15 protein-coding genes are annotated in these 18106 nt (G+C 68.6%); 7 read left to right on the top strand and 8 right to left on the bottom strand.

The features are described from left to right. Nucleotides 1-260 precede the first annotated feature (260 nt). From GV790_RS11840 to GV790_RS11830, 3 genes are read left to right on the top strand one after another with little or no spacing between them, the layout of a single operon-like run. On the top strand, nt 261-1091 hold the full coding sequence (locus GV790_RS11840) for a hypothetical protein (protein ID WP_163813403.1): 831 nt from the start codon (nt 261-263) through the stop codon (nt 1089-1091). Between the two features lie 15 nt (nt 1092-1106). Then, nucleotides 1107-3044: a fumarate reductase/succinate dehydrogenase flavoprotein subunit gene (locus GV790_RS11835; RefSeq protein WP_163813402.1), complete on the top strand. Its 1938-nt coding sequence runs from the start codon at nt 1107-1109 to the stop codon at nt 3042-3044. A gap of 2 nt (nt 3045-3046) precedes the next feature. Next, nucleotides 3047-3793 (top strand): succinate dehydrogenase/fumarate reductase iron-sulfur subunit, encoded by a 747-nt coding sequence (locus tag GV790_RS11830; RefSeq protein WP_163813401.1) that lies wholly within the window; start codon nt 3047-3049, stop codon nt 3791-3793. Nucleotides 3794-3844: 51 nt separating this feature from the next. Here the strand turns inward: GV790_RS11830 and GV790_RS11825 are convergent, their stop codons facing one another. The 3 genes from GV790_RS11825 to GV790_RS11815 all read right to left on the bottom strand — a co-directional run bounded on the left by GV790_RS11825 (nt 3845) and on the right by GV790_RS11815 (nt 5240). Further along, complete coding sequence (locus GV790_RS11825) at nt 3845-4042, bottom strand: DUF4175 domain-containing protein (protein ID WP_163813280.1); 198 nt, start codon at nt 4040-4042, stop codon at nt 3845-3847. Nucleotides 4043-4110: 68 nt separating this feature from the next. Next, nucleotides 4111-4341 (bottom strand): DUF397 domain-containing protein, encoded by a 231-nt coding sequence (locus GV790_RS11820; RefSeq protein WP_163813400.1) that lies wholly within the window; start codon nt 4339-4341, stop codon nt 4111-4113. Next, nucleotides 4338-5240 carry a helix-turn-helix domain-containing protein gene (locus GV790_RS11815; protein ID WP_280210753.1) on the bottom strand — a complete coding sequence of 301 codons (903 nt, stop codon included), beginning with the start codon at nt 5238-5240 and terminating at the stop codon, nt 4338-4340. Before GV790_RS11815 ends, GV790_RS11820 begins: the two co-directional genes overlap by 4 nt. 396 nt (nt 5241-5636) lie before the next feature. Between GV790_RS11815 and GV790_RS11810 the strand changes: the two genes are divergently transcribed. Further along, the gene (locus tag GV790_RS11810) at nt 5637-5840 is read left to right on the top strand and encodes a hypothetical protein (protein WP_036541697.1); all 204 of its coding nucleotides are present in this window, start codon (nt 5637-5639) and stop codon (nt 5838-5840) included. Between the two features lie 32 nt (nt 5841-5872). Here the strand turns inward: GV790_RS11810 and GV790_RS11805 are convergent, their stop codons facing one another. Further along, nucleotides 5873-6820 (bottom strand): DNA-3-methyladenine glycosylase family protein, encoded by a 948-nt coding sequence (locus tag GV790_RS11805; RefSeq protein ID WP_163813399.1) that lies wholly within the window; start codon nt 6818-6820, stop codon nt 5873-5875. A 360-nt stretch (nt 6821-7180) separates the two neighbouring features. Further along, on the bottom strand, nt 7181-9979 hold the full coding sequence (locus GV790_RS11800) for an FAD-binding and (Fe-S)-binding domain-containing protein (RefSeq protein WP_163813398.1): 2799 nt from the start codon (nt 9977-9979) through the stop codon (nt 7181-7183). A 248-nt stretch (nt 9980-10227) separates the two neighbouring features. On the opposite strand from GV790_RS11800, the gene GV790_RS11795 reads away from it, so the two are divergent. Next, nucleotides 10228-12108 carry an ABC transporter ATP-binding protein gene (locus GV790_RS11795; protein ID WP_163813397.1) on the top strand — a complete coding sequence of 627 codons (1881 nt, stop codon included), beginning with the start codon at nt 10228-10230 and terminating at the stop codon, nt 12106-12108. 126 nt (nt 12109-12234) lie between these two features. Here the strand turns inward: GV790_RS11795 and GV790_RS11790 are convergent, their stop codons facing one another. Both GV790_RS11790 and GV790_RS11785 read right to left on the bottom strand, forming a co-directional pair. Next, the gene (locus tag GV790_RS11790; protein ID WP_163813396.1) at nt 12235-13227 is read right to left on the bottom strand and encodes an oxidoreductase; all 993 of its coding nucleotides are present in this window, start codon (nt 13225-13227) and stop codon (nt 12235-12237) included. 35 nt (nt 13228-13262) lie between these two features. Then, a complete protein-coding gene (locus GV790_RS11785; RefSeq protein ID WP_163813395.1) occupies nt 13263-14324 on the bottom strand; it encodes a DNA polymerase IV in 1062 nt (353 codons plus the stop codon). Nucleotides 14325-14513: 189 nt separating this feature from the next. Here GV790_RS11785 and GV790_RS11780 point away from each other — a divergent pair, with 189 nt between their 5' ends. After that, a complete protein-coding gene (locus GV790_RS11780; RefSeq protein ID WP_163813394.1) occupies nt 14514-14954 on the top strand; it encodes a PaaI family thioesterase in 441 nt (146 codons plus the stop codon). A 1-nt stretch (nt 14955) separates the two neighbouring features. Here GV790_RS11780 and GV790_RS11775 read toward each other — a convergent pair whose 3' ends face one another. Further along, nucleotides 14956-15834 carry an alpha/beta fold hydrolase gene (locus GV790_RS11775; protein WP_163813393.1) on the bottom strand — a complete coding sequence of 293 codons (879 nt, stop codon included), beginning with the start codon at nt 15832-15834 and terminating at the stop codon, nt 14956-14958. A gap of 85 nt (nt 15835-15919) precedes the next feature. Between GV790_RS11775 and GV790_RS11770 the strand changes: the two genes are divergently transcribed. Next, entirely contained in the window at nt 15920-17869 is a 1950-nt protein-coding gene (locus tag GV790_RS11770; RefSeq protein WP_163813392.1) for an AfsR/SARP family transcriptional regulator, read from the top strand. Nucleotides 17870-18106 lie beyond the last annotated feature (237 nt).

Here is an 18106-nt window from a genome sequence, read left to right as displayed (position 1 = left end):
CCGCCCCCCGCCGGGGGGCGCACGACGTGCGTCTACCTCCCGATCCCCGTTCCCGCGGCGAGTTGCCACCGGTTCACCACACCCGGCGCCGGCGCATCGCCCGCGATCGACTGTGATACAAATCACCGCACTACGGCGGGGTCCGCGTTGGCGAGACCCTGCTCATGCGATAGCACCTGCGGCGTATGGTGCTCAGCATCACATTCGATCGCGGAGGTAATGATGACCACCCGCACCGCGGATCAGCGAGGGATCGACCGGTGAGTGCCGCACCGACCGTGACCCCCGAAACGGGAACCGGCGTCTTCAGCAGGACAAGGGCCCGCATCACGCAGCAGACGTTGCGCACCGACCGATGGTGGGTGCCACCACTGTTCACGGTGCTCGGCCTGGCCGCGTTCGTCATCTACGCGACGATCCGCTCGTATGTGCGCACGGCCTACTGGGTCGCCGACTACCACTACCTGACGCCGTTCTACTCGCCGTGCCTGAGCACCTCCTGCGTCGAGGGCTCCAGCCATTTCGGCACGCCGATCGGTGACATCCCCGCGATCCTGCCGCTCGGGTTCGTGGCGCTGCCGTTCCTGCTCGGTTTCCGGCTCACCTGCTACTACTACCGCAAGGCCTACTACCGCTCGGTGTGGCTGTCGCCGCCGGCCTGCGCTGTCGCCGAACCACACAAGAGCTACACCGGCGAGACCAGGCTGCCGCTGATCATCCAGAACGTGCACCGCTACTTCTTCTATGTCGCGGTGATCATCTCGGTGATCAACACCTACGACGCCATCGGCGCTTATCACGGCGCGAGCGGCGGCTTCGGGATGGGTCTGGGCAGCCTGATCCTCACCGGCAATGTGATCCTGCTGTGGGCTTACACCCTGTCCTGCCATTCGTGCAGGCATATCGCGGGCGGCAGGCTCAAACACTTCTCCGCCCATCCGGTGCGGTACTGGTTCTGGACCCAGGTCTCCAAGCTCAACACCCGGCACATGGCCCTGGCCTGGACCACCCTCGGCACGCTGGTGATCACCGACTTCTACGTGATGTTGGTTGCCAGCGGGACGATTTCGGATCTTCGATTCATCGACTGAGGAGTTTTCGCGGCTATGCCAGAAGTGGAACGGCACGCATACGACGTCGTCGTCATCGGTGCCGGTGGCGCCGGACTGCGCGCGGTGATCGAGGCTCGGGAACGTGGTCTTTCGGTGGCGGTGGTGTGCAAATCGCTGTTCGGCAAGGCCCATACCGTGATGGCCGAGGGCGGCTGCGCGGCGTCGATGGGCAATGCCAACGAGAAGGACAACTGGGAAACCCACTTCCGTGACACCATGCGCGGCGGCAAATTCCTCAACAACTGGCGCATGGCCGAACTGCACGCCCGTGAGGCGCCGGACCGGGTGTGGGAGCTGGAAACCTATGGCGCACTGTTCGATCGGACACCCGACGGGCGGATCAGTCAGCGCAATTTCGGCGGCCACACCTATCCCCGGCTGGCGCACGTCGGCGACCGGACCGGTCTGGAGATCATCCGGACCATGCAGCAGAAGATCGTGTCGCTGCAGCAGGAGGATTTCGCCGCGACCGGCGATTACGAGTCGCGGATCAAGGTCTTCGCCGAATGCACGGTGACCGAACTACTCAAGGACGGCGACCGGATCAGCGGCGCCTTCGGCTATTGGCGCGAATCCGGCCGGTTCATCCTCTTCGAGACACCCGCGGTGGTGCTCGCCACCGGCGGGATCGGCAAGTCCTACAAGGTAACCTCGAACTCCTGGGAGTACACCGGCGACGGCCACGCGCTCGCGCTGCGCGCCGGGGCCGCCCTGATCAATATGGAGTTCCTGCAGTTCCACCCCACCGGCATGGTCTGGCCACCGAGTGTGAAGGGCATCCTGGTCACCGAAGGTGTGCGCGGTGACGGCGGGGTGCTCAAGAACACCGACGGCAAGCGGTTCATGTTCGACTACATCCCCGCGGTGTTCAAGGGCCAGTACGCCGAGACCGAGGCCGAGGCCGATCAGTGGCTGCGCGATAACGATTCCGCGCGCCGCACACCCGATCTGCTGCCGCGCGACGAGGTGGCACGCGCCATCAACGAGGAGGTCAAGGCCGGTCGCGGCACCGAGCATGGCGGTGTCTACCTCGATATCGCCTCCCGGATGCCGGCCGAGGAGATCGTGCGCAGGTTGCCGTCGATGCATCACCAGTTCAAGGAGCTGGCCGATGTGGACATCACCAAGGAGCCGATGGAGGTCGGCCCCACCTGCCATTACGTGATGGGCGGCATCGAGGTGGATCCCGATACCGGCGCGGCGCGGGTGCCCGGTCTGTTCGCGGCTGGTGAGTGTTCCGGCGGTATGCACGGCTCGAACCGGCTCGGCGGCAATTCGCTGTCGGACCTGCTGGTCTTCGGCCGGCGGGCGGGGCTGGGTGCGGCCGCTTACGTGGAGGGATTGGGCTCCCGGCCCGCGGTCGCCGACGCCGATATCGCCGCGGCCGCGACAACCGCACTGGCCCCATTCGATCCGCCTGCCACGGGCACCGGCGAGAACCCGTACACCCTGCACACCGATCTGCAGCAGACCATGAACGATCTGGTCGGCATCATCCGCAAGGAACACGAGGTGCGCGAGGCCATCGACAAGCTGGCCGAGCTGCGCGAGCGGTTCACGGCGGTGACGGTGGAGGGCCATCGCCAGTTCAACCCGGGCTGGCATCTCGCGCTCGATCTACGGAACATGCTGCTGGTCAGCGAATGCGTCGCGCAGGCGGCGCTGCTGCGCACCGAGAGCCGCGGCGGCCACACCCGCGACGACCACCCGGCCATGGATCCGCAATGGCGCAACAAGCTCCTGGTCTGCACGCTGGACCCGGCGCGACCGGACGACATGGTGCCCGGTGTGTCGGTGACGGTCGAGGATCAGCTGCCGATGCGGCCGGAACTGCTGGCGCTGTTCGATCTGGCCGAACTCGAGAAGTACTACACCCCAGCCGAACTCGCCGGGCATCCGGCGGCCGGAGTTTCCACCGACGGAGAGGCCTGACTATGGGTTACGACGCCAGGTTCCGCATCTGGCGCGGCGATATCGACGGCGGCGAGCTGCACGACTTCACCGTGCCCGTGCACGAGGGCGAGGTGGTGCTCGACATCATCCACCGCTTACAGGCCACTCAGGCGCCCGATCTCGCGGTGCGCTGGAATTGCAAAGCGGGTAAATGCGGTTCGTGCTCGGCGGAGGTGAACGGCAGGCCGCGGCTGCTGTGCATGACCCGGATGTCGACATTCACCCAGGACGAGCTCATCACGGTGACGCCGATGCGGACCTTCCCGGTCATCAAGGATCTGGTGACCGACGTGTCGTTCAACTACGAAAAGGCCAGGGAAATACCGTCGTTCACCCCGCCGCCGGATCTGAAGCCGGGGGAGTACCGGATGAAACAGGTCGATGTGGAGCGGTCGCAGGAATTCCGCAAATGCATCGAATGTTTCCTGTGCCAGAACACCTGTCACGTCGTTCGCGATCACGAGGAGAACAAGCAGGCGTTCTCCGGTCCGCGGTTCTTGATGCGCATCGCCGAATTGGAGATGCATCCGCTCGATGTGGCCGACCGCCGGGATATGGCTCAGGAGGAGCACGGCCTCGGCCTGTGCAATATCACCAAATGCTGCACCGAGGTGTGCCCGGAGCACATCAAGATCACCGACAACGCGCTCATTCCGATGAAGGAACGGGTGGTCGACCGCAAGTACGATCCGCTGGTGTGGCTGGGCAACAAGCTGTTTCGCCGCTGACCAGCGGTCTACAGCTGGGCCGTCACCGCTCGCTCGGCGGTGTCGGCACCCTCACAGCAGGGCCACCACACCCGCTGCCACCAGCCATACCAGCGCCCCGACGAGCAATGCCGACGCCAACGAGCCGGTGAGTACATAGATACCCACCGCCGACACCGCGAAAAGCAGCGCGACGATAAGCCATTCGACCCAGTCGTGCGGCCGCAATCTGCGGTACAAGGGGTGGGTGTTTTTCAGCCCACGATCCACAAGTTGTTGTCTACCCGTTATCTTCGGATGTCAAACACCAGGTAGATCGTGGGCCGGTGCGCTCGAGGCTAGGAAGTGCCGGGCCGGTCGAATTCACCGTCCTGCACGCCCGCGGTGAACGCGGCCCATTCGCCCGGGGTGAAGATCAGGGCGGGGCCGTCCGGGTTCTTTCCGTCACGCATGCCGACGTGGCCGTCGGCGAGCAGTGCCACCTCGACGGCGTCGCCGTTTTCCCCTTCGCCCGCGCGCAGCCAGGTCGCGCCGGTCAGGTCGATGTCGGCGCCCTTGTCGATACTCATGCCAGGAACTCCTTCGCCAGCTGCCGCAGCAGGTGCCTACTCGATGGACCGTCCAGCGCGGAGTGCCGGAGGTTCTCGTGCGCCCGATGGTACCGGCGCACATCCGCCGGGCGTTCCAGATACAGATCCCCGGTCAGGCCCTCGGCGTGCACCACCGGCGGTTCCAGCGGACGGCCCGATCGGTCGACGCCGAATTCCAGGATGGTGAACGCGCCGGTGCCGACACCGAGCGGTACGCCGGCGGTGAACGGCAGCACCCGCACGGTGACATTGTCCCTGGTGCCCGCGTCCGCCAGCTGTCGCAGCTGGCCCGCCATCGCCTTCGCGCCGCCGACCATCCGGCGCAGCACCGCTTCGTGCACGATCACATCCAGGTTCGCCGGTGCGACCCTTCGGGTGATCAGCGCCTGCCGTTGCAGCCGCAGCTGCACCCGCTTGTCGAGTGCGGCCTCGTCGTCACCGGGGTGGGCCAGTCGGTACAGCGCCCGTGCGTAGTCGGCGGTCTGCAACAGCGGAGGGACGAGCTCGGGATGATAGGCCGTGACGGATTCCGCCGCCGCCTCCAAACCCACGTATACGTCGAAGGTTTCGGGAATCACGTCACCGAAGGCGTGCCACCAGCTCGGGGTGTCGGCCTGCTGGGCGAGCCCGGCCAGGCCCTCGGCGAGTTGATCGGGGACACCGTAGATCCGGCACAGCTCCCGGATGTCGATGGTGCGGATCCGGTCGGCCTGACCCTTCTCCAGCCGTTGCAGGGTGCTGGCGCCCCATTCCATCAGCCGAGCCGCCTGGGCGATGGTCAACCCCGCCTGGGTGCGCATATCGCGCAGATACCGGCCGAGTTGCCGCCGCGGCAGACTCGTGGATTTGCTTCCCGAACTCACCGAACCAGCTGGCACCGCATGCTCCGTTCTGCTCTGGGATCAGCCCCTTGGCGTCGATCCGGAGAAGCCATGCGTGCGGTCCCCCGTCACACTTCGCCTGGGCATTGGGATCTTTCATCCACTATGGGCAATCCTGCACTCCACAACGGATCTTGTGCTGGGAATTCGCGCGAAAAGTCGGCAGATCCGGAAACTGCGCCTGCAGGGGCCGCCGTGATGGTGTGCTGGAAGTGTGCCGGGCCGGAAAACTGCCTCGCACAAGGGGAATCACGCAGGACTCCGAAGTCTAGTACGAGGTATCGCACGCAGAACGGGGAGAGTCATGACCGTACACCTCACCGAGTCGTCGCCGACCGCAGGCGACCCAGCCGCTCCCGGCGCCCACCGCGCCGCGTGGACGGGGGTCGCGTAATGCAGCTGACCAACCTCAATATGCATGTCGCGTCGCTACTGGCGTGCCGCAACGATCCCGGCGTCATGACCACCGAACAGGCCCATGCGGCAATGCAGTTGCATCTCGACTGCACCGTCGACGAATGCCGGGTACGGCGGCGCGCGCGGGCGACCCTGGTGGAATCGGGCCGGTGTGTCCTCGACGATCGAGCGCTGCGGTAGTGAGGGGGCAGCGCTCGATCACCGGCCGGTGATCAATGCCAGGAATGGTCGGTGATCGGAGTCCGTGGGCCGAACTTCGGTTTACGGGCCTGGCCGCTGACCGACAGCAGCCGCACCGAGCGATAACGGTGCGGCCGTAGCGGTTCCAGATATTCCACCATCGCGGCATCGTCGAGTGGGCGCCCGAGCAGGGTCCAGCCGACGATCGCCGCGAGGTGGAAATCACCCACCGACAGGGCGTCGGCATCGCCGAAGGCCCGCTGCGAGATCTCGGCGACCGTCCACTCGCCGATCCCGGGCACGCTGCGCAGCAGCTTCGCCGCCGCGGCGGGCTCCATCCCGGTGCCACGCTCGAGCGAATCGGCCACCCGCGCCGCCCGGACGATGGTCTGCGCCCGCTGCGGGCCCACGTTCGCACGGTGGTAGGTCCAGGACGGGATATGGCGCCAGCCGTCGGCGTCCGGGGCCACCCGCATGCCGTCGGGCGCCGGGCCCGGCGGTATGCAGCCGAATTGGCGCACCAGCCGTCGCCATGAGGCGTGCGCGGCGACGGTGTGCACCTTCTGCTCGAGCACGGCGGGTACCAGCGCTTGGAACACCAGCCCGGTGCGCAGCATGCGCAGGCCTGGATGGCGGCGGTGTGCCTCGGCGATCTTCGGGTGCTCGGGCGCGAAGCCGGACAGATCCTCGTCCAGGCACAGCATCCAGGGCAACCGCTCGAGGAACTCGTCGGCGCCGGACCCCCAGGCACGGGCCCGCACAGCACATGGTCCGGCCTGGACGAGCCGGTAGGTGACGGGCCCGGACGGCATTCGGGCGGTGAGCCAATGCGCGCCGTCACGGGTCAGCTGATAGCAGGGATCGCCGGGGCCGCGGCGCAGCGGTGAGATCGTGAGCGCTAGATCGATCGGCCGCTCCGAGGTGACGATGCGGTCGGAGCCGGTGCGGCTCGCTTCCGATTCGACCCTGACATCACGCACGGTTTCATTGTGCGCTCCGGCTGCCAGGCATCCGCAGTAAGGGGTGGGAGCCGCCGGGCGGCAGCGGGCTCCCCGGTCCCTATCACGATCCGATGACGGCATAGCCGCAGGTAAGGCCGGGTTTGTAACAGTTCGGGAATATCCGGCGATAATGGCGGCGAATCGGCAAACAGCTGGCAGTCGCCACTACGGAGGTTTTCGACAATGATCACCAACGCGCTCAACTGGTTGCTCAACGCCTGGGGTGGAGTATCCGCCGGCAGCTCCGGCTACCAGATCCCGCCGGGCACCCTGCCCTTCGGCAGCTGAGCCACATCCGGCGCGGGCGCGCACGCGAGCACCACGAAACTCGCGGGCGCGTCAGCCTCGGTCGCCCAGAATGAGCTGGGCGAGATGCCTGCTCGGACGTCCGGCCAGCTGCGTGGCCTGGGTCCGGCAGGAGAAGCCGTCGGCGATCAAGATCGCATCGTCGGCCGCGCGCCGCAACGCGGGTAGCAGACCGTTTTCCGCCACCGCGACCGAAATGTCGTAATGGCCCTTCTGCATTCCGAAGTTGCCGGCCAGCCCGCAACACCCGGTGATTTCGGTCGCCGTGACGCCCATTCTGGCTAATATCCGGCGATCGGCCTCGAAGCCGAGAACCGCGTGCTGATGACAATGCGGTTGCACCACCACCGACTGCCCGGAAAGGTCCGGCGCGACCCAATCCGGTTCCGCATCGAGGAACTCGGCGAGGGTGCGCACCGCCGCCGCGGTACGCGCCGCGCGCGGGTCCTGCGGCAGTAGTTCCGGCAGGTCAGCGCGGAGTGCGGCGGTGCAGGAGGGTTCGAGGCCGACGACGACGCCACCGGCCCGCACATGCGCGTCCAGCGCGTCCAGCGTCGCCCGCAGCCGCTTACGGGCACCGTCCAGCTGGCCGGTACTGATCCAGGTGAGCCCGCAGCAGACCCGTTCTTCCGGGACGCGAACCCGGTAGCCCAGCGATTCCAGCAGCCGCGCCGCGGCCAGGGCGATCTCGGGATCGAAGGCCTCGGTGAAGGTATCGATCCACAGCATCACCTCGGTGGCGCCGGTCGAATCACCGCGTGAGCGTCGGCTGTCGCGCCAGATCCGGCGGAAGCCGCGCGCGGCGAGCCGCGGCACCTCACGCCGTGGATCCATGCCGCCGGCCCGGAGCCCGAGCCGGCGCAGCGACTCGACCCGCGAGGCGGCATTCACCAGCCGCGGCGTGCGTCCGGCCGCCGCCAGCCAGCGCGGTAACCAGCCGAGCGTGTAGTGATCGACCGGCCGCGGACGACGGCGATAGCGGCGATAGAGCGCCTCGGATTTGTAGGTGGCCATATCCACACCGGCCGGGCAGTCCGACCGGCACGCCTTACAGGACAGGCACAGCTCCAGCGACTGCGCCACCGCGGGTGACGACCACGGCAGCGCGCCACGCACCACCTCCTGCAATACCCGGGCACGCCCGCGCGTGCTGTCCTTCTCATCGGCGGTCGCCAGGTAGGACGGACACATGAAGCCGCCGCTCGCGCCGGTATCGGCACGGCATTTGCCGACACCGACGCACCGGTGCACGGCCGTACTCAAGTCACCGTCGTCATGCGGGTAGGCGAAGCCGACGCCCGCGACGTTCGGCAGCCCGGCCAGGCGCAGATCGTGGTCGATCGGCGCCGGATCGACGAGCACGCCGGGGTTCAGCACGCCGACCGGATCGAACAGGGCCTTGAACCCGGCGAACGCCCGCAGCACTTCGGGGGTGTACATGACCGGCAGCAGTTCCGACCGGGCGCGGCCGTCGCCGTGTTCGCCCGATAGCGAGCCGCCGTAGCGCACCACCAGCTCGGCCGCATCGCGCAGGAAGGCCCGGAAACGTTGCGGCGCATCGGCGATCGGCAGATCGAGGCGCACGTGGATGCAGCCGTCGCCGATATGGCCGTAGAGCAGCCCGTCGACGTGATGTTCGGCGGTGAGGGCACCGAAATCGCGCAGATACGCGCCGAGATGTCGCGGCGGAACGGCGGCGTCTTCCCAGCCGGGCCACGCCGGGCGGCCGTCGGGGGTGCGACCGGCCAGACCGGCTCCGTCGGCTCGGATTCGCCAGAGGGCCGCGGCGGCAACGGGATCGGTGACGATGGTGGCGTCCAGCGCGCCCGCCGACCGGCACAGCCTGGATGCGGCCGCGACGGCCTCCTGCGCGGTGTGGCCGGCGAGTTCGACGAACAGCCAGCCGTTTCCGCGCGGCAGGTCGGGCACGGTGCCTCGATGGGTGCGGACGATATCGACGAGGCGGGCATCGATCCCTTCCACCGCGAGCGGCGCATGCGCGGTGACCGCGGCGATATCGTCGGCGGCGGTGGCCATATCGGGGTATCCGAGAACCGCGAGCACCGTCGCGGATGGCAGCGGAACCAGATCGACGGTGGCTTCCACCAGCACACCGCAGGTGCCCTCGGTGCCGACGAATGCCTTGGCGATCGACGAACCCCGTTCGGGCAGAAGATGTTCCAGGCCATAACCAGAAGCCTGGCGTTCGAAGCGGCCGAGGCCGGTGCGCACCACCGCCAGCGCGCCGCGGATGAATTCCGGGAGCCCCGGTAGCACCGACAGATCGTCGGCCAGCACCCGTTCGGTGCAGGTGCCGTCGAGAACACGCAGCTCACGCACGGTATCGGAGGTACGGCCCCAGGCCAGGGCGTGCGGGCCGCAGGCATTGTTGCCGATCATGCCGCCGAGGGTGCAGCGGTTCTGCGTCGACGGGTCGGGGCCGAACCGCAGCCCGTGCTCGGCTGCCCGCCGTTGCAGACTCGACAGGATGAGACCCGGCTGCACCCGAGCGGTGCGTCTTTCCGGATCCAGCTCCAGCACCGCACCCATATGCCGGCTGAAATCCAGCACGATGCCCGGGCCGATGGCATTGCCCGCCACCGACGTTCCCGCACCGCGCGCGGTGATCGGCACGCCTTCGGCCCGCCCGAATTCCAGCACCGCCGCGACATCGGCGTCCTCGCGCGGGAACACCACCGCCGCGGGAAGCACCCGGTAGTTCGACGCATCCGAGGAGTATTCGGCGCGCCGCCGCTCCGATACGTCGACCTCGCCGCGGAGCCGGGAGCGCAGCGCCCGCGCCAACCGAGCCCGTCCGTCCTCGTCGGTCACGCCGTCCAGCGTAGGCGGCCACCTCGCCTGCGCATGGCCCGCCGCACCCAGCAGCCAGCTCCGCTGCGCACGGCCCGCCGCACCCAGTGGCTAGCGCCTGCGCTCAGTCCGGTGCACTCAGCGACCACGGCGCCCGCACTCGGCCCGGCACGAAATCGCGCTCCGAAACAACTTGCTCTCAACCTTTGTTGAGGTCTTAGTGTCGGTGGCCTGAGGTTGACTGGCGGGGAGTGGAAGGACGTGTCGAGGTGAGCATCGAATCGGTGGCCTGGAACCAGATGTACCGGCGGATGAACGCGCCGAAGGAGCAGCGGCCGTTCAGTATGGCCACGGCTCGGCGGATCCTGCGCTTCGCTGCGCCGCACAAACGCCGGCTCGGCGTGTTCCTGCTGTTCAGCGTGGTGTCGGCGCTGTTGGCGGTGGCGACGCCGCTGCTGGCCGGGCGGGTGGTGAACGGGATCGTCGACGGTGCGGCGCCGCGCGTGGTGGTCATCCTGGCGCTGGCCATCGGCGGACTCGCGATCGTCGACGCCGGGCTCGGATTGGCGATCCGGTGGCTGTCGGCCCGCATCGGCGAGGGACTGATCCTCGACCTGCGCACCGCTGTCTTCGACCACGTGCAGAAGATGCCCATCGCCTTCTTCACCCGTACTCGCACCGGCGCGCTGGTCAGCCGGTTGAACAATGACGTGATCGGCGCGCAGCGCGCGTTCAGCGACACGCTCTCCGGCGTGGTGGCCAATCTGGTGACGGTCCTGCTGACGCTGGTGGTGATGATCCAGCTGTCCTGGCAGATCACCCTGCTGGCGCTGCTGCTGTTGCCGGTGTTCGTGATCCCGGCGCGCCGGATGGGCGATCGGCTCGCCGATATCCAGCGCGAGGCCGCGGGCCTGAACTCGGCGATGAGCACCCAGATGACCGAACGCTTCTCGGCGCCGGGCGCGACGCTGGTCAAACTGTTCGGCCGGCCGCATCAGGAGTCGGCGGAGTTCGCGCTGCGGGCGCGGCGGGTCCGCGATATCGGGGTGCGCACCGCCATGCTGCAGACCGTTTTCGTCACCTCCCTGACGTTGGTCTCCGCGCTGGCGATCGCGCTGGTCTACGGGCTCGGCGGCTGGTACGCGCTGGCCGGACGGCTGGACGCGGGCGCCGTCGTCGCCCTGTCGCTGCTGCTGACCCGGCTGTACTCGCCGTTGACGGCGCTGGCCAGTGCGCGGATGGAGATCATGTCCGCGCTGGTGAGCTTCGAGCGGGTCTTCGAAGTGCTGGATCTGAAGCCGCTGATCGAGGACGCGCCGAATGCCGTCCCGGTCCCGGAGGGTCCGGTCGCGGTGGAGTTGCGGAATGTGCGCTTCGGCTACCCGTCGGCGGACAAGGTGTCGCTGGCCTCCCTGGAAGAGGTCGCGACGCTCGATACGCGCGGCGGAGTGGAAGTGCTGCACGATATCTCGCTGCGCGCCGAACCCGGGGAGATGGTGGCACTGGTCGGTTCGTCCGGAGCCGGTAAGTCCACCATCGCGCAGCTGGTGTCGCGGCTCTACGACGTCGACAGCGGCGCGGTACGGCTCAACGGCGTCGATGTGCGTGAGCTGAGCACCCGCTCGATCCAGCAGGCCGTCGGCCTGGTGACCCAGGACGGGCACCTGTTCCACGACACCATCCGCGCGAATCTGCTGCTGGCTCGTCCCGAGGCCACCGAGGCCGAGCTGTGGGACGCGCTGGAGCGAGCGCGGCTGCGTGATCTGGTCGCGTCGCTGGCCGACGGGCTCGACACGGTGGTCGGCGAGCGCGGATACCGGCTCTCGGGTGGTGAGCGTCAGCGGCTCACCATCGCCCGGCTGCTGCTCAAGCAGCCTCGCGTGGTGATTCTGGACGAGGCCACCGCCTCTCTGGACTCGACCTCCGAGGCCGCGGTGCAGGAAGCACTGGCCGAAGCGCTCGAAGGGCGCACGGCGCTGGTCATCGCGCACCGCCTCTCCACCATCCGGGCCGCCGACAAGATCGTGGTGCTGGAGGACGGACGCATCGTCGAACGCGGCACCCACCCGCAGCTGCTGGCCGCGGGCGGGCGGTACGCGGAGTTGTACCGGACGCAGTTCTCCGAGGAGCCCGCTATCGTCGCCGCCTGAACGGCCGACGGTCCAGGACTTCCGCCCGCCGCACCGGCCGCCCACACGACATCCGTGCGGGCGGCCGACGTGTGGGACTTCGGGCGACCGGGCACCGGAAAGCCGGCGCGGCTCGCCCGGCTTCGATCAGAACTCGCCTGCGACCCCGAAGACCGTGCGGCCCGAATGCGTGCCGTCCTTGATCGAGCGCAGCACCCGCTCGGCATCGGTCACCGGGGCGAAATTCTCGATCTCCGACAGGTGGCGCGGGCGCAGCTCGTTGGCCAGCCTGCGCCACAGCTCGCGCCGCTTCTCGATCGGGTGGTTCACCGAGTCGATACCGAGCAACGCCACACTGCGCAGAATGAACGGCATCACGGTGGTGGGGACCTCGGTTCCACCGGTCAGGCCGCTGGCCGCGACGGCGCCGCCGTAGCCGATGGCGCTGAGCACATAGGCCAGCGACGCCCCGCCGACGCTGTCGACCGCGCCGGCCCACCGGGCCTTGGACAACGGACGGACCTTGGCCTCCGGTTCCGGGAGGCGGCCGATCACCTCGTTCGCCCCGAGCTCGGCCAGCCGATCTGCGGCATCGGCCTTTCCGGTCGAGGCGATCACCTCGTAACCGAGTCCGGACAGAATGTCGACGGCCACGCTGCCGACCCCGCCGGTCGCGCCGGTGACCAGGATGGCGCCGTCATCGGGGGTGAGGCCGCGGTCGAGCAGTGCCTGCACGCTCAGCGCCGCGGTGAACCCTGCCGTACCGAGGGCGGCGGCGTCGCGGGTGGACAGCCCGTCCAGCTTCACCACCCATTCGGCGGGCACCCTGGCGTATTCGGCGAAACCGCCGTGATGCGAGACGCCGATCTCGTAGCCGTGGGCCACCACCTGATCGCCGGGCGCGAAATCCTCGGATTCGGATTCCACGACTTCACCGGTGAGGTCGATACCGGGGACGATCGGGTAGTTGCGCACCACGCCGCCGCCCGGGGTGATGGCAAGGCCGTCTTTGAAGTTGGCGCTCGAATAATGCACCTTGATCGTTACCGCACCCGGTCCGAGGAACTCCGCCCCGACCTGCTGCCGCGCGAGCACGACGCCGCTGTCCGATTCGTGTGCCACCATCGCCCAGAATTCCATGGGCCCGAGCATACGAGCGTGCGGCCGCGGAGAGGTCAGACCGGAACCAATTCGAGCCGGACGCCGAGCAGCCGGACCGGACGATCGAGCTCGAAGCGGTCGATGATGCGCAGGGCGGCGTCGATGATGGCGTCGCGGTCGGTGGTGGGTTCGGGCAGTTTGGTCTGTTTGCTGCGGGTGTAGAAGGTGTTGGTGCGCACGGTCACCGACACCCGGATGGTGATCCGGCCCGCTTCGGCCATTTCGTCGGCCACCTCACCGGCCAGCCGCGCGACCTGGGCGCGGATCTCGTCCCGTTCGGTGAGGTCGTGCGGGAACGTTTCGGATTTGCTGCGGCCCACCGGGATTCGCGGCTCGGTGACCACGTCGGTATCGCCCGCGCCTTTACCGAGCACCCAGAGGTACGGGCCGGTGGTCGGTCCGAAGGCCGCGGCCAGCCGATGCCGGTCCGAGGCCATCAGGTCAGCGACCGTCTCGATCCCGAGTTCGGCCAGGCGGGCGGCGATCCGGTTGCCGATACCCCACAGCGCGCTGGTCGGGCGGTGCGCCATCACCTCGGTCCAGTTGGCGGCGGTGAGCCGGAACATGCCCGCTGCCGCGCCCGCACCGGGTTCCGCGGAATCCTTGCCGGAGGATTTGGCGAAACCGGTGGCGAGTTTGGCGGTGAGCTTGTTGTCGCCGATGCCGACCGAGCAGCTCAGCTCCAATTCGGCGATGGCGGCGCGGATGTCGCGGGCCAGGCCTTCCGGATCGTCGGTGTCGGCGGCCAGGAACGCCTCGTCCCAGCCCCAGACCTCCACCGGACCGAAGGTCCGCAGCAATGCCATGACCTCCTCGGAGGCCTCTTCGTAGCTGGCCATGTCCAGCGGCAAGAACACACCGTCCGGGCATTTGCGCACCGCGGTGCGCAGCGCCATGCCTGCCCGCACCCCATAGGCCCGCGCCGGATAGGAGGCACAGGTGACGACCTTGCGCGGCTCCTGCGGATCCCCGTTCCCGCCGACGATCACCGGCTGCCCGCGCAGCTCCGGATGACGACGGAACTCCACCGCCGCCTGGAATTGGTCGAGATCGACATGCAGCAGCCACCTGGGCATACGTCCGTCTTACCGCATGGGTATGACTCTCGACTCCGTCCGCGCCGCGGCGACCCGGCAGATCGCGGATGGCCGACCGGAATCGGCGACCGTTGCGGTGAAGGATTTTACGGTGTAAATGTGTGGCTTATCGCGCTGTAGTCGGCCTCGAACGGGTCGGCCCGGCAACGACCAGGAGGTACCCGCCTGATGACCATTCCCGAACTCGGTATCGAGCAAGCGCGGCAGGTGCTCGCCGCGCAACCGTTCGCACAGTTGGTCGGCACGGAGTTGACGGCGTTCGGGGATGGCACGGCGACGTTGGTGATCCCGTTGCGGAAGGAACTGGGCCAGCAGTTCGGGTTCGTGCACGGGGGAGTGCTGGCCTACGCGGCCGACAACGCGATCACCTTCGCGGCGGGAACAGTCCTCGGGGCCAATGTGCTCACCGGCGGTTTCTCGGTGACCTACCTGCGGCCGGCGAGCGGAACACTGCTGCGGGCGCAGGCGAAGGTGACCGGTTCGACCCGCCGCCAGGCCGTGGTCAGCTGCGAGATCTATGCCGAGGACGGCGACGGTGAGCCGGTGCTGTGCGCGGTCGCGCAAGGCACCACACGCACCGTCGAACGCGAACTCGGCAACGGCGGCTGAGCTACCGGGCCAGCAGTGCGCGCAGCGCGCGAATGATCTCATCGGGCGCCTCTTCGGCCATGAAATGGCCCGCATCGAGCGTGCTGTGATCGAGGTCGACGGCCCAGTTCCGCCACAGCCGCGCCGCGTCGAACCCGAGCGCTGAGCCCCAATCCTGCTGGATGACGGTCACCGGCATCGCCAGCCGGTGACCGGCCGCCCGGTCCGCACTGTCGTGTTCGATATCCACCCCCGCGCTGGCGCGATAATCGGCGACGATCGACGGCACCGCCTCGCGTGCGGCACGCAGATACTCGGTGCGGATACCGGCCGGAATGGCGGTCGAATCGCGAGTCCAGATGTCGAGGAAGTAGCCGAAGAACGCATCCGCGCTCGCCGCGATCATCTGTTCCGGCAGGCCGGCCGGCTGCGCCATCAGATACAGGTGGAACGCGACCGCGGCGTCGGCGCCGTGCAGCACCTCCCACATGTCGAGGGTGGGTAGCACATCCAGGGACGCCAGGTGGGTGATGCGGCCGGGATGGTCGAGTCCGGCGCGGATCGCCACGAGGGCGCCGCGGTCGTGGCCCGCCACCGCGAAACGGTCGAAGCCGAGCGCTTCGGCAACGGCGACGATATCGGCGGCCATGGTCCGCTTGGAGTACACCTCACGGTCGCGTTCGGCCGGCTTATCGCTGGCGCCGTATCCGCGCAGGTCGGGGCAGATGACGGTGTGCTGAGCGGCGAGGTCGGTGGCCACGTGCCGCCACATCAGGTGGGTTTGCGGAAACCCGTGCAGCAGCACGATCGGGCTGCCGGAACCGCCGACGGCAACCTGTAGGGCGATATCGTCGGCGACGCGCACGCGCCCGTAGTCGAATCCGGGAATCATCGAGGTCATCGGGTATTTCTCCTTGATCGGTTCGGTCTCGACCAGGCTGGCGTGGCCCGATGAGCAACCGATGAGCGCGCTATACCGTGAGGGCGTGACAGTCTCGTTCGGCGTGCTCGGACCCGTGCTCGCCTGGGATGCCGACGGCGCACGGATCGACCTGAAAGGCCCGAGGCATCGGGCGGTGCTGGCGCGATTGCTCGTAGCGCGCGGGCGGGTCGTGCCGGTGCAGGTCATCATCGATGACCTGTGGGGGCCGGGCGGGGGCACCAAATCCGCGGTCCGCACCTTCGTCGCCGCATTGCGTCGCGCGCTCGAACCGCAGCGTCCGGCTCGCACCGCCGCCCGGCTCCTGGTCACCGAGGGCACCGGATACGCCCTGCGGGCCGAGCAGGACCGGGTCGACGCGTGGCGGTTCGAGCGGGCGGTGCGCGAGGGGGCCGACCTCGCGCCCGCCGACGCGCTGTCCACGCTCACCGAAGCGCTCGGCTGGTGGCGCGGGCCGGCCTACTCCGAGTTCACCGATATGGCTTGGGCTCGAACAGAATCGGCACGGTTGGAAGAACTGCGGCTCACCGCCGTCGAGCGGCAGGCCCGAGCCCGGCTGACGCTCGGGCGTGCCGCCGACGCGGTACCGGATCTGGATGCGCTGGTCGGCACCCATCCGTGGCGGGAGGAAGGGTGGCGGCTGCTTGCCCTCGCCCTGTACCGATCCGGACGCCAGGGCGACGCGCTCGCGGTATTGCGCAGGGCGCGTGGCATTCTCGTCGATGAACTCGGCGTCGACCCCGGACCGCGATTGGCCGCGACGGAGTCGGCCATCCTGCGCCACGACATCGGTGTCGACGACGCCGCCGAGCGGGTATGGGCCGAGGCCACCGCGGCCTACGACCGCACCGTGGCAGGCGGAGCCACCGCGCGCCTCGAATCGACGGTCGGGCTGCTGCGCAGTCTTGCGATGACCGGCAGCGGCGGGCTGGCCGCCGCCAGGCAGCAGCGGCTCGACACGGTCGCCGCGGCCGAACGCCTCGATGATCCGCAGCTCACCGCACGCATCATCGGCAGCTACGACGTGCCGGGCATATGGACTCGATCCGACGATCCCGACCAGGCGGCCCAGATCACGGCCGCCGCCGAACGCACGCTCGCCCGGCTACCGGCGGACGCGGCCGCCGGCTCGAGGGCCCGGCTGCTGACGACCATCGCCGTCGAAACCCGGGGAATCCGCAGCCGCCGCGGGATCGACGCCGCCCGCGCGGCCACCGGAATCGCCCGGGCACTGGATGATCCGTCCCTGCTCGCCTTCGCATTGAACGGCCTCTTCCTCCAGACCTGTGATCGCCCCGGCCGCGCCGGCGAACGCGAAGCCATCGGCCGGGAACTGGTGGAACTGTCGCGCCGCCACGAGCTGGTGCCGTTCGAGATCCTCGGCCACCTCGCCCTGATGCAGACCCGCAGCGCTTTCGGTGATTTCGATCAGGCCGACGTCCACGCCGGTGCCGCCGACCGGCTGGGGGCCCGCAACGAACGGCCGCTGGTCGCGGTGTTCACCGGGTGGTATCGCACCATGCGGGCCGCCGCGACCGGCGCGCCGATCGAGATCGCCGAAGCGGGCTATCGCACCATCGCCCAGCGGTACGAGAACTGCGGCATGCCGGGATTCGAGCAGGGCGCGCTGCCGATGGCATTGCTGTGCCTGCGGGTATGGCGCGGGGCTCCGGCGGATTTCCCGGCAGCGACCGAGTGGGGCCCCTATGAGCCGTGGGCTCGGCCGCTGCTGCTACTGGCCGAAGGGCGCCGCGACGAGGCCCGGGCACGCCTGGCCCGTGTCCAGGAACCACCGCCGGGTCTGCTGATCGAAGCGTTGTGGAGTCTTATCGCACGAGCGGCGATAGATCTCGGCGACCACGCCGCGATGGCGCGCGCCCGTGCTCGATTGACGCCCGCCGCGGGCGAGATCGCGGGCGCGGGCAGCGGGATCCTCACCGCGGGGCCGGTGCAGGGGTATCTCACCGAACTGGACGACGCACTCGCGCGGGAATAGCGAGTTCGCACCCCGGTGGTCGCGCCGAAAATCACCTCGGGCAGGCGAATTCGCCATTGCGCGACGCTGATTCGCAACCGGATACGCACACCCTGTCGAGCGGTGTCGCAACCCTGCTCACCGGTCGTTTCGGGGGATCGCCTTCGATAACCGCGGCGCGGGGGCACAACCTGAGGTATCCGCAGATGCCGAACGAGCCGTGCCCATTGCGGGGGCACGGCTCGTTCGGCGTCAGGG

The organism is Nocardia cyriacigeorgica, assembly GCF_010858045.1.
GTDB classification, from domain to species: Bacteria; Actinomycetota; Actinomycetes; order Mycobacteriales; family Mycobacteriaceae; genus Nocardia; species Nocardia cyriacigeorgica_E.
The sequence above is the reverse complement of the archived record's forward strand: the minus strand, read 5'-3'. Positions and strand labels throughout refer to the sequence as shown.

What these genes read in the sequence shown, in the direction of transcription:
- GV790_RS11830 (WP_163813401.1), top strand. Translation starts at nt 3,047, where the DNA reads ATGGGTTACGACGCCAGGTTCCGCATCTGGCGCGGCGATATCGACGGC.
- GV790_RS11775 (WP_163813393.1), bottom strand. Translation starts at nt 15,834, where the DNA reads ATGACCTCGATGATTCCCGGATTCGACTACGGGCGCGTGCGCGTCGCC.
- GV790_RS11810 (WP_036541697.1), top strand. Translation starts at nt 5,637, where the DNA reads ATGCAGCTGACCAACCTCAATATGCATGTCGCGTCGCTACTGGCGTGC.
- GV790_RS11785 (WP_163813395.1), bottom strand. Translation starts at nt 14,324, where the DNA reads ATGCCCAGGTGGCTGCTGCATGTCGATCTCGACCAATTCCAGGCGGCG.
- GV790_RS11790 (WP_163813396.1), bottom strand. Translation starts at nt 13,227, where the DNA reads ATGGAATTCTGGGCGATGGTGGCACACGAATCGGACAGCGGCGTCGTG.
- GV790_RS11780 (WP_163813394.1), top strand. Translation starts at nt 14,514, where the DNA reads ATGACCATTCCCGAACTCGGTATCGAGCAAGCGCGGCAGGTGCTCGCC.
- GV790_RS11820 (WP_163813400.1), bottom strand. Translation starts at nt 4,341, where the DNA reads ATGAGTATCGACAAGGGCGCCGACATCGACCTGACCGGCGCGACCTGG.
- GV790_RS11835 (WP_163813402.1), top strand. Translation starts at nt 1,107, where the DNA reads ATGCCAGAAGTGGAACGGCACGCATACGACGTCGTCGTCATCGGTGCC.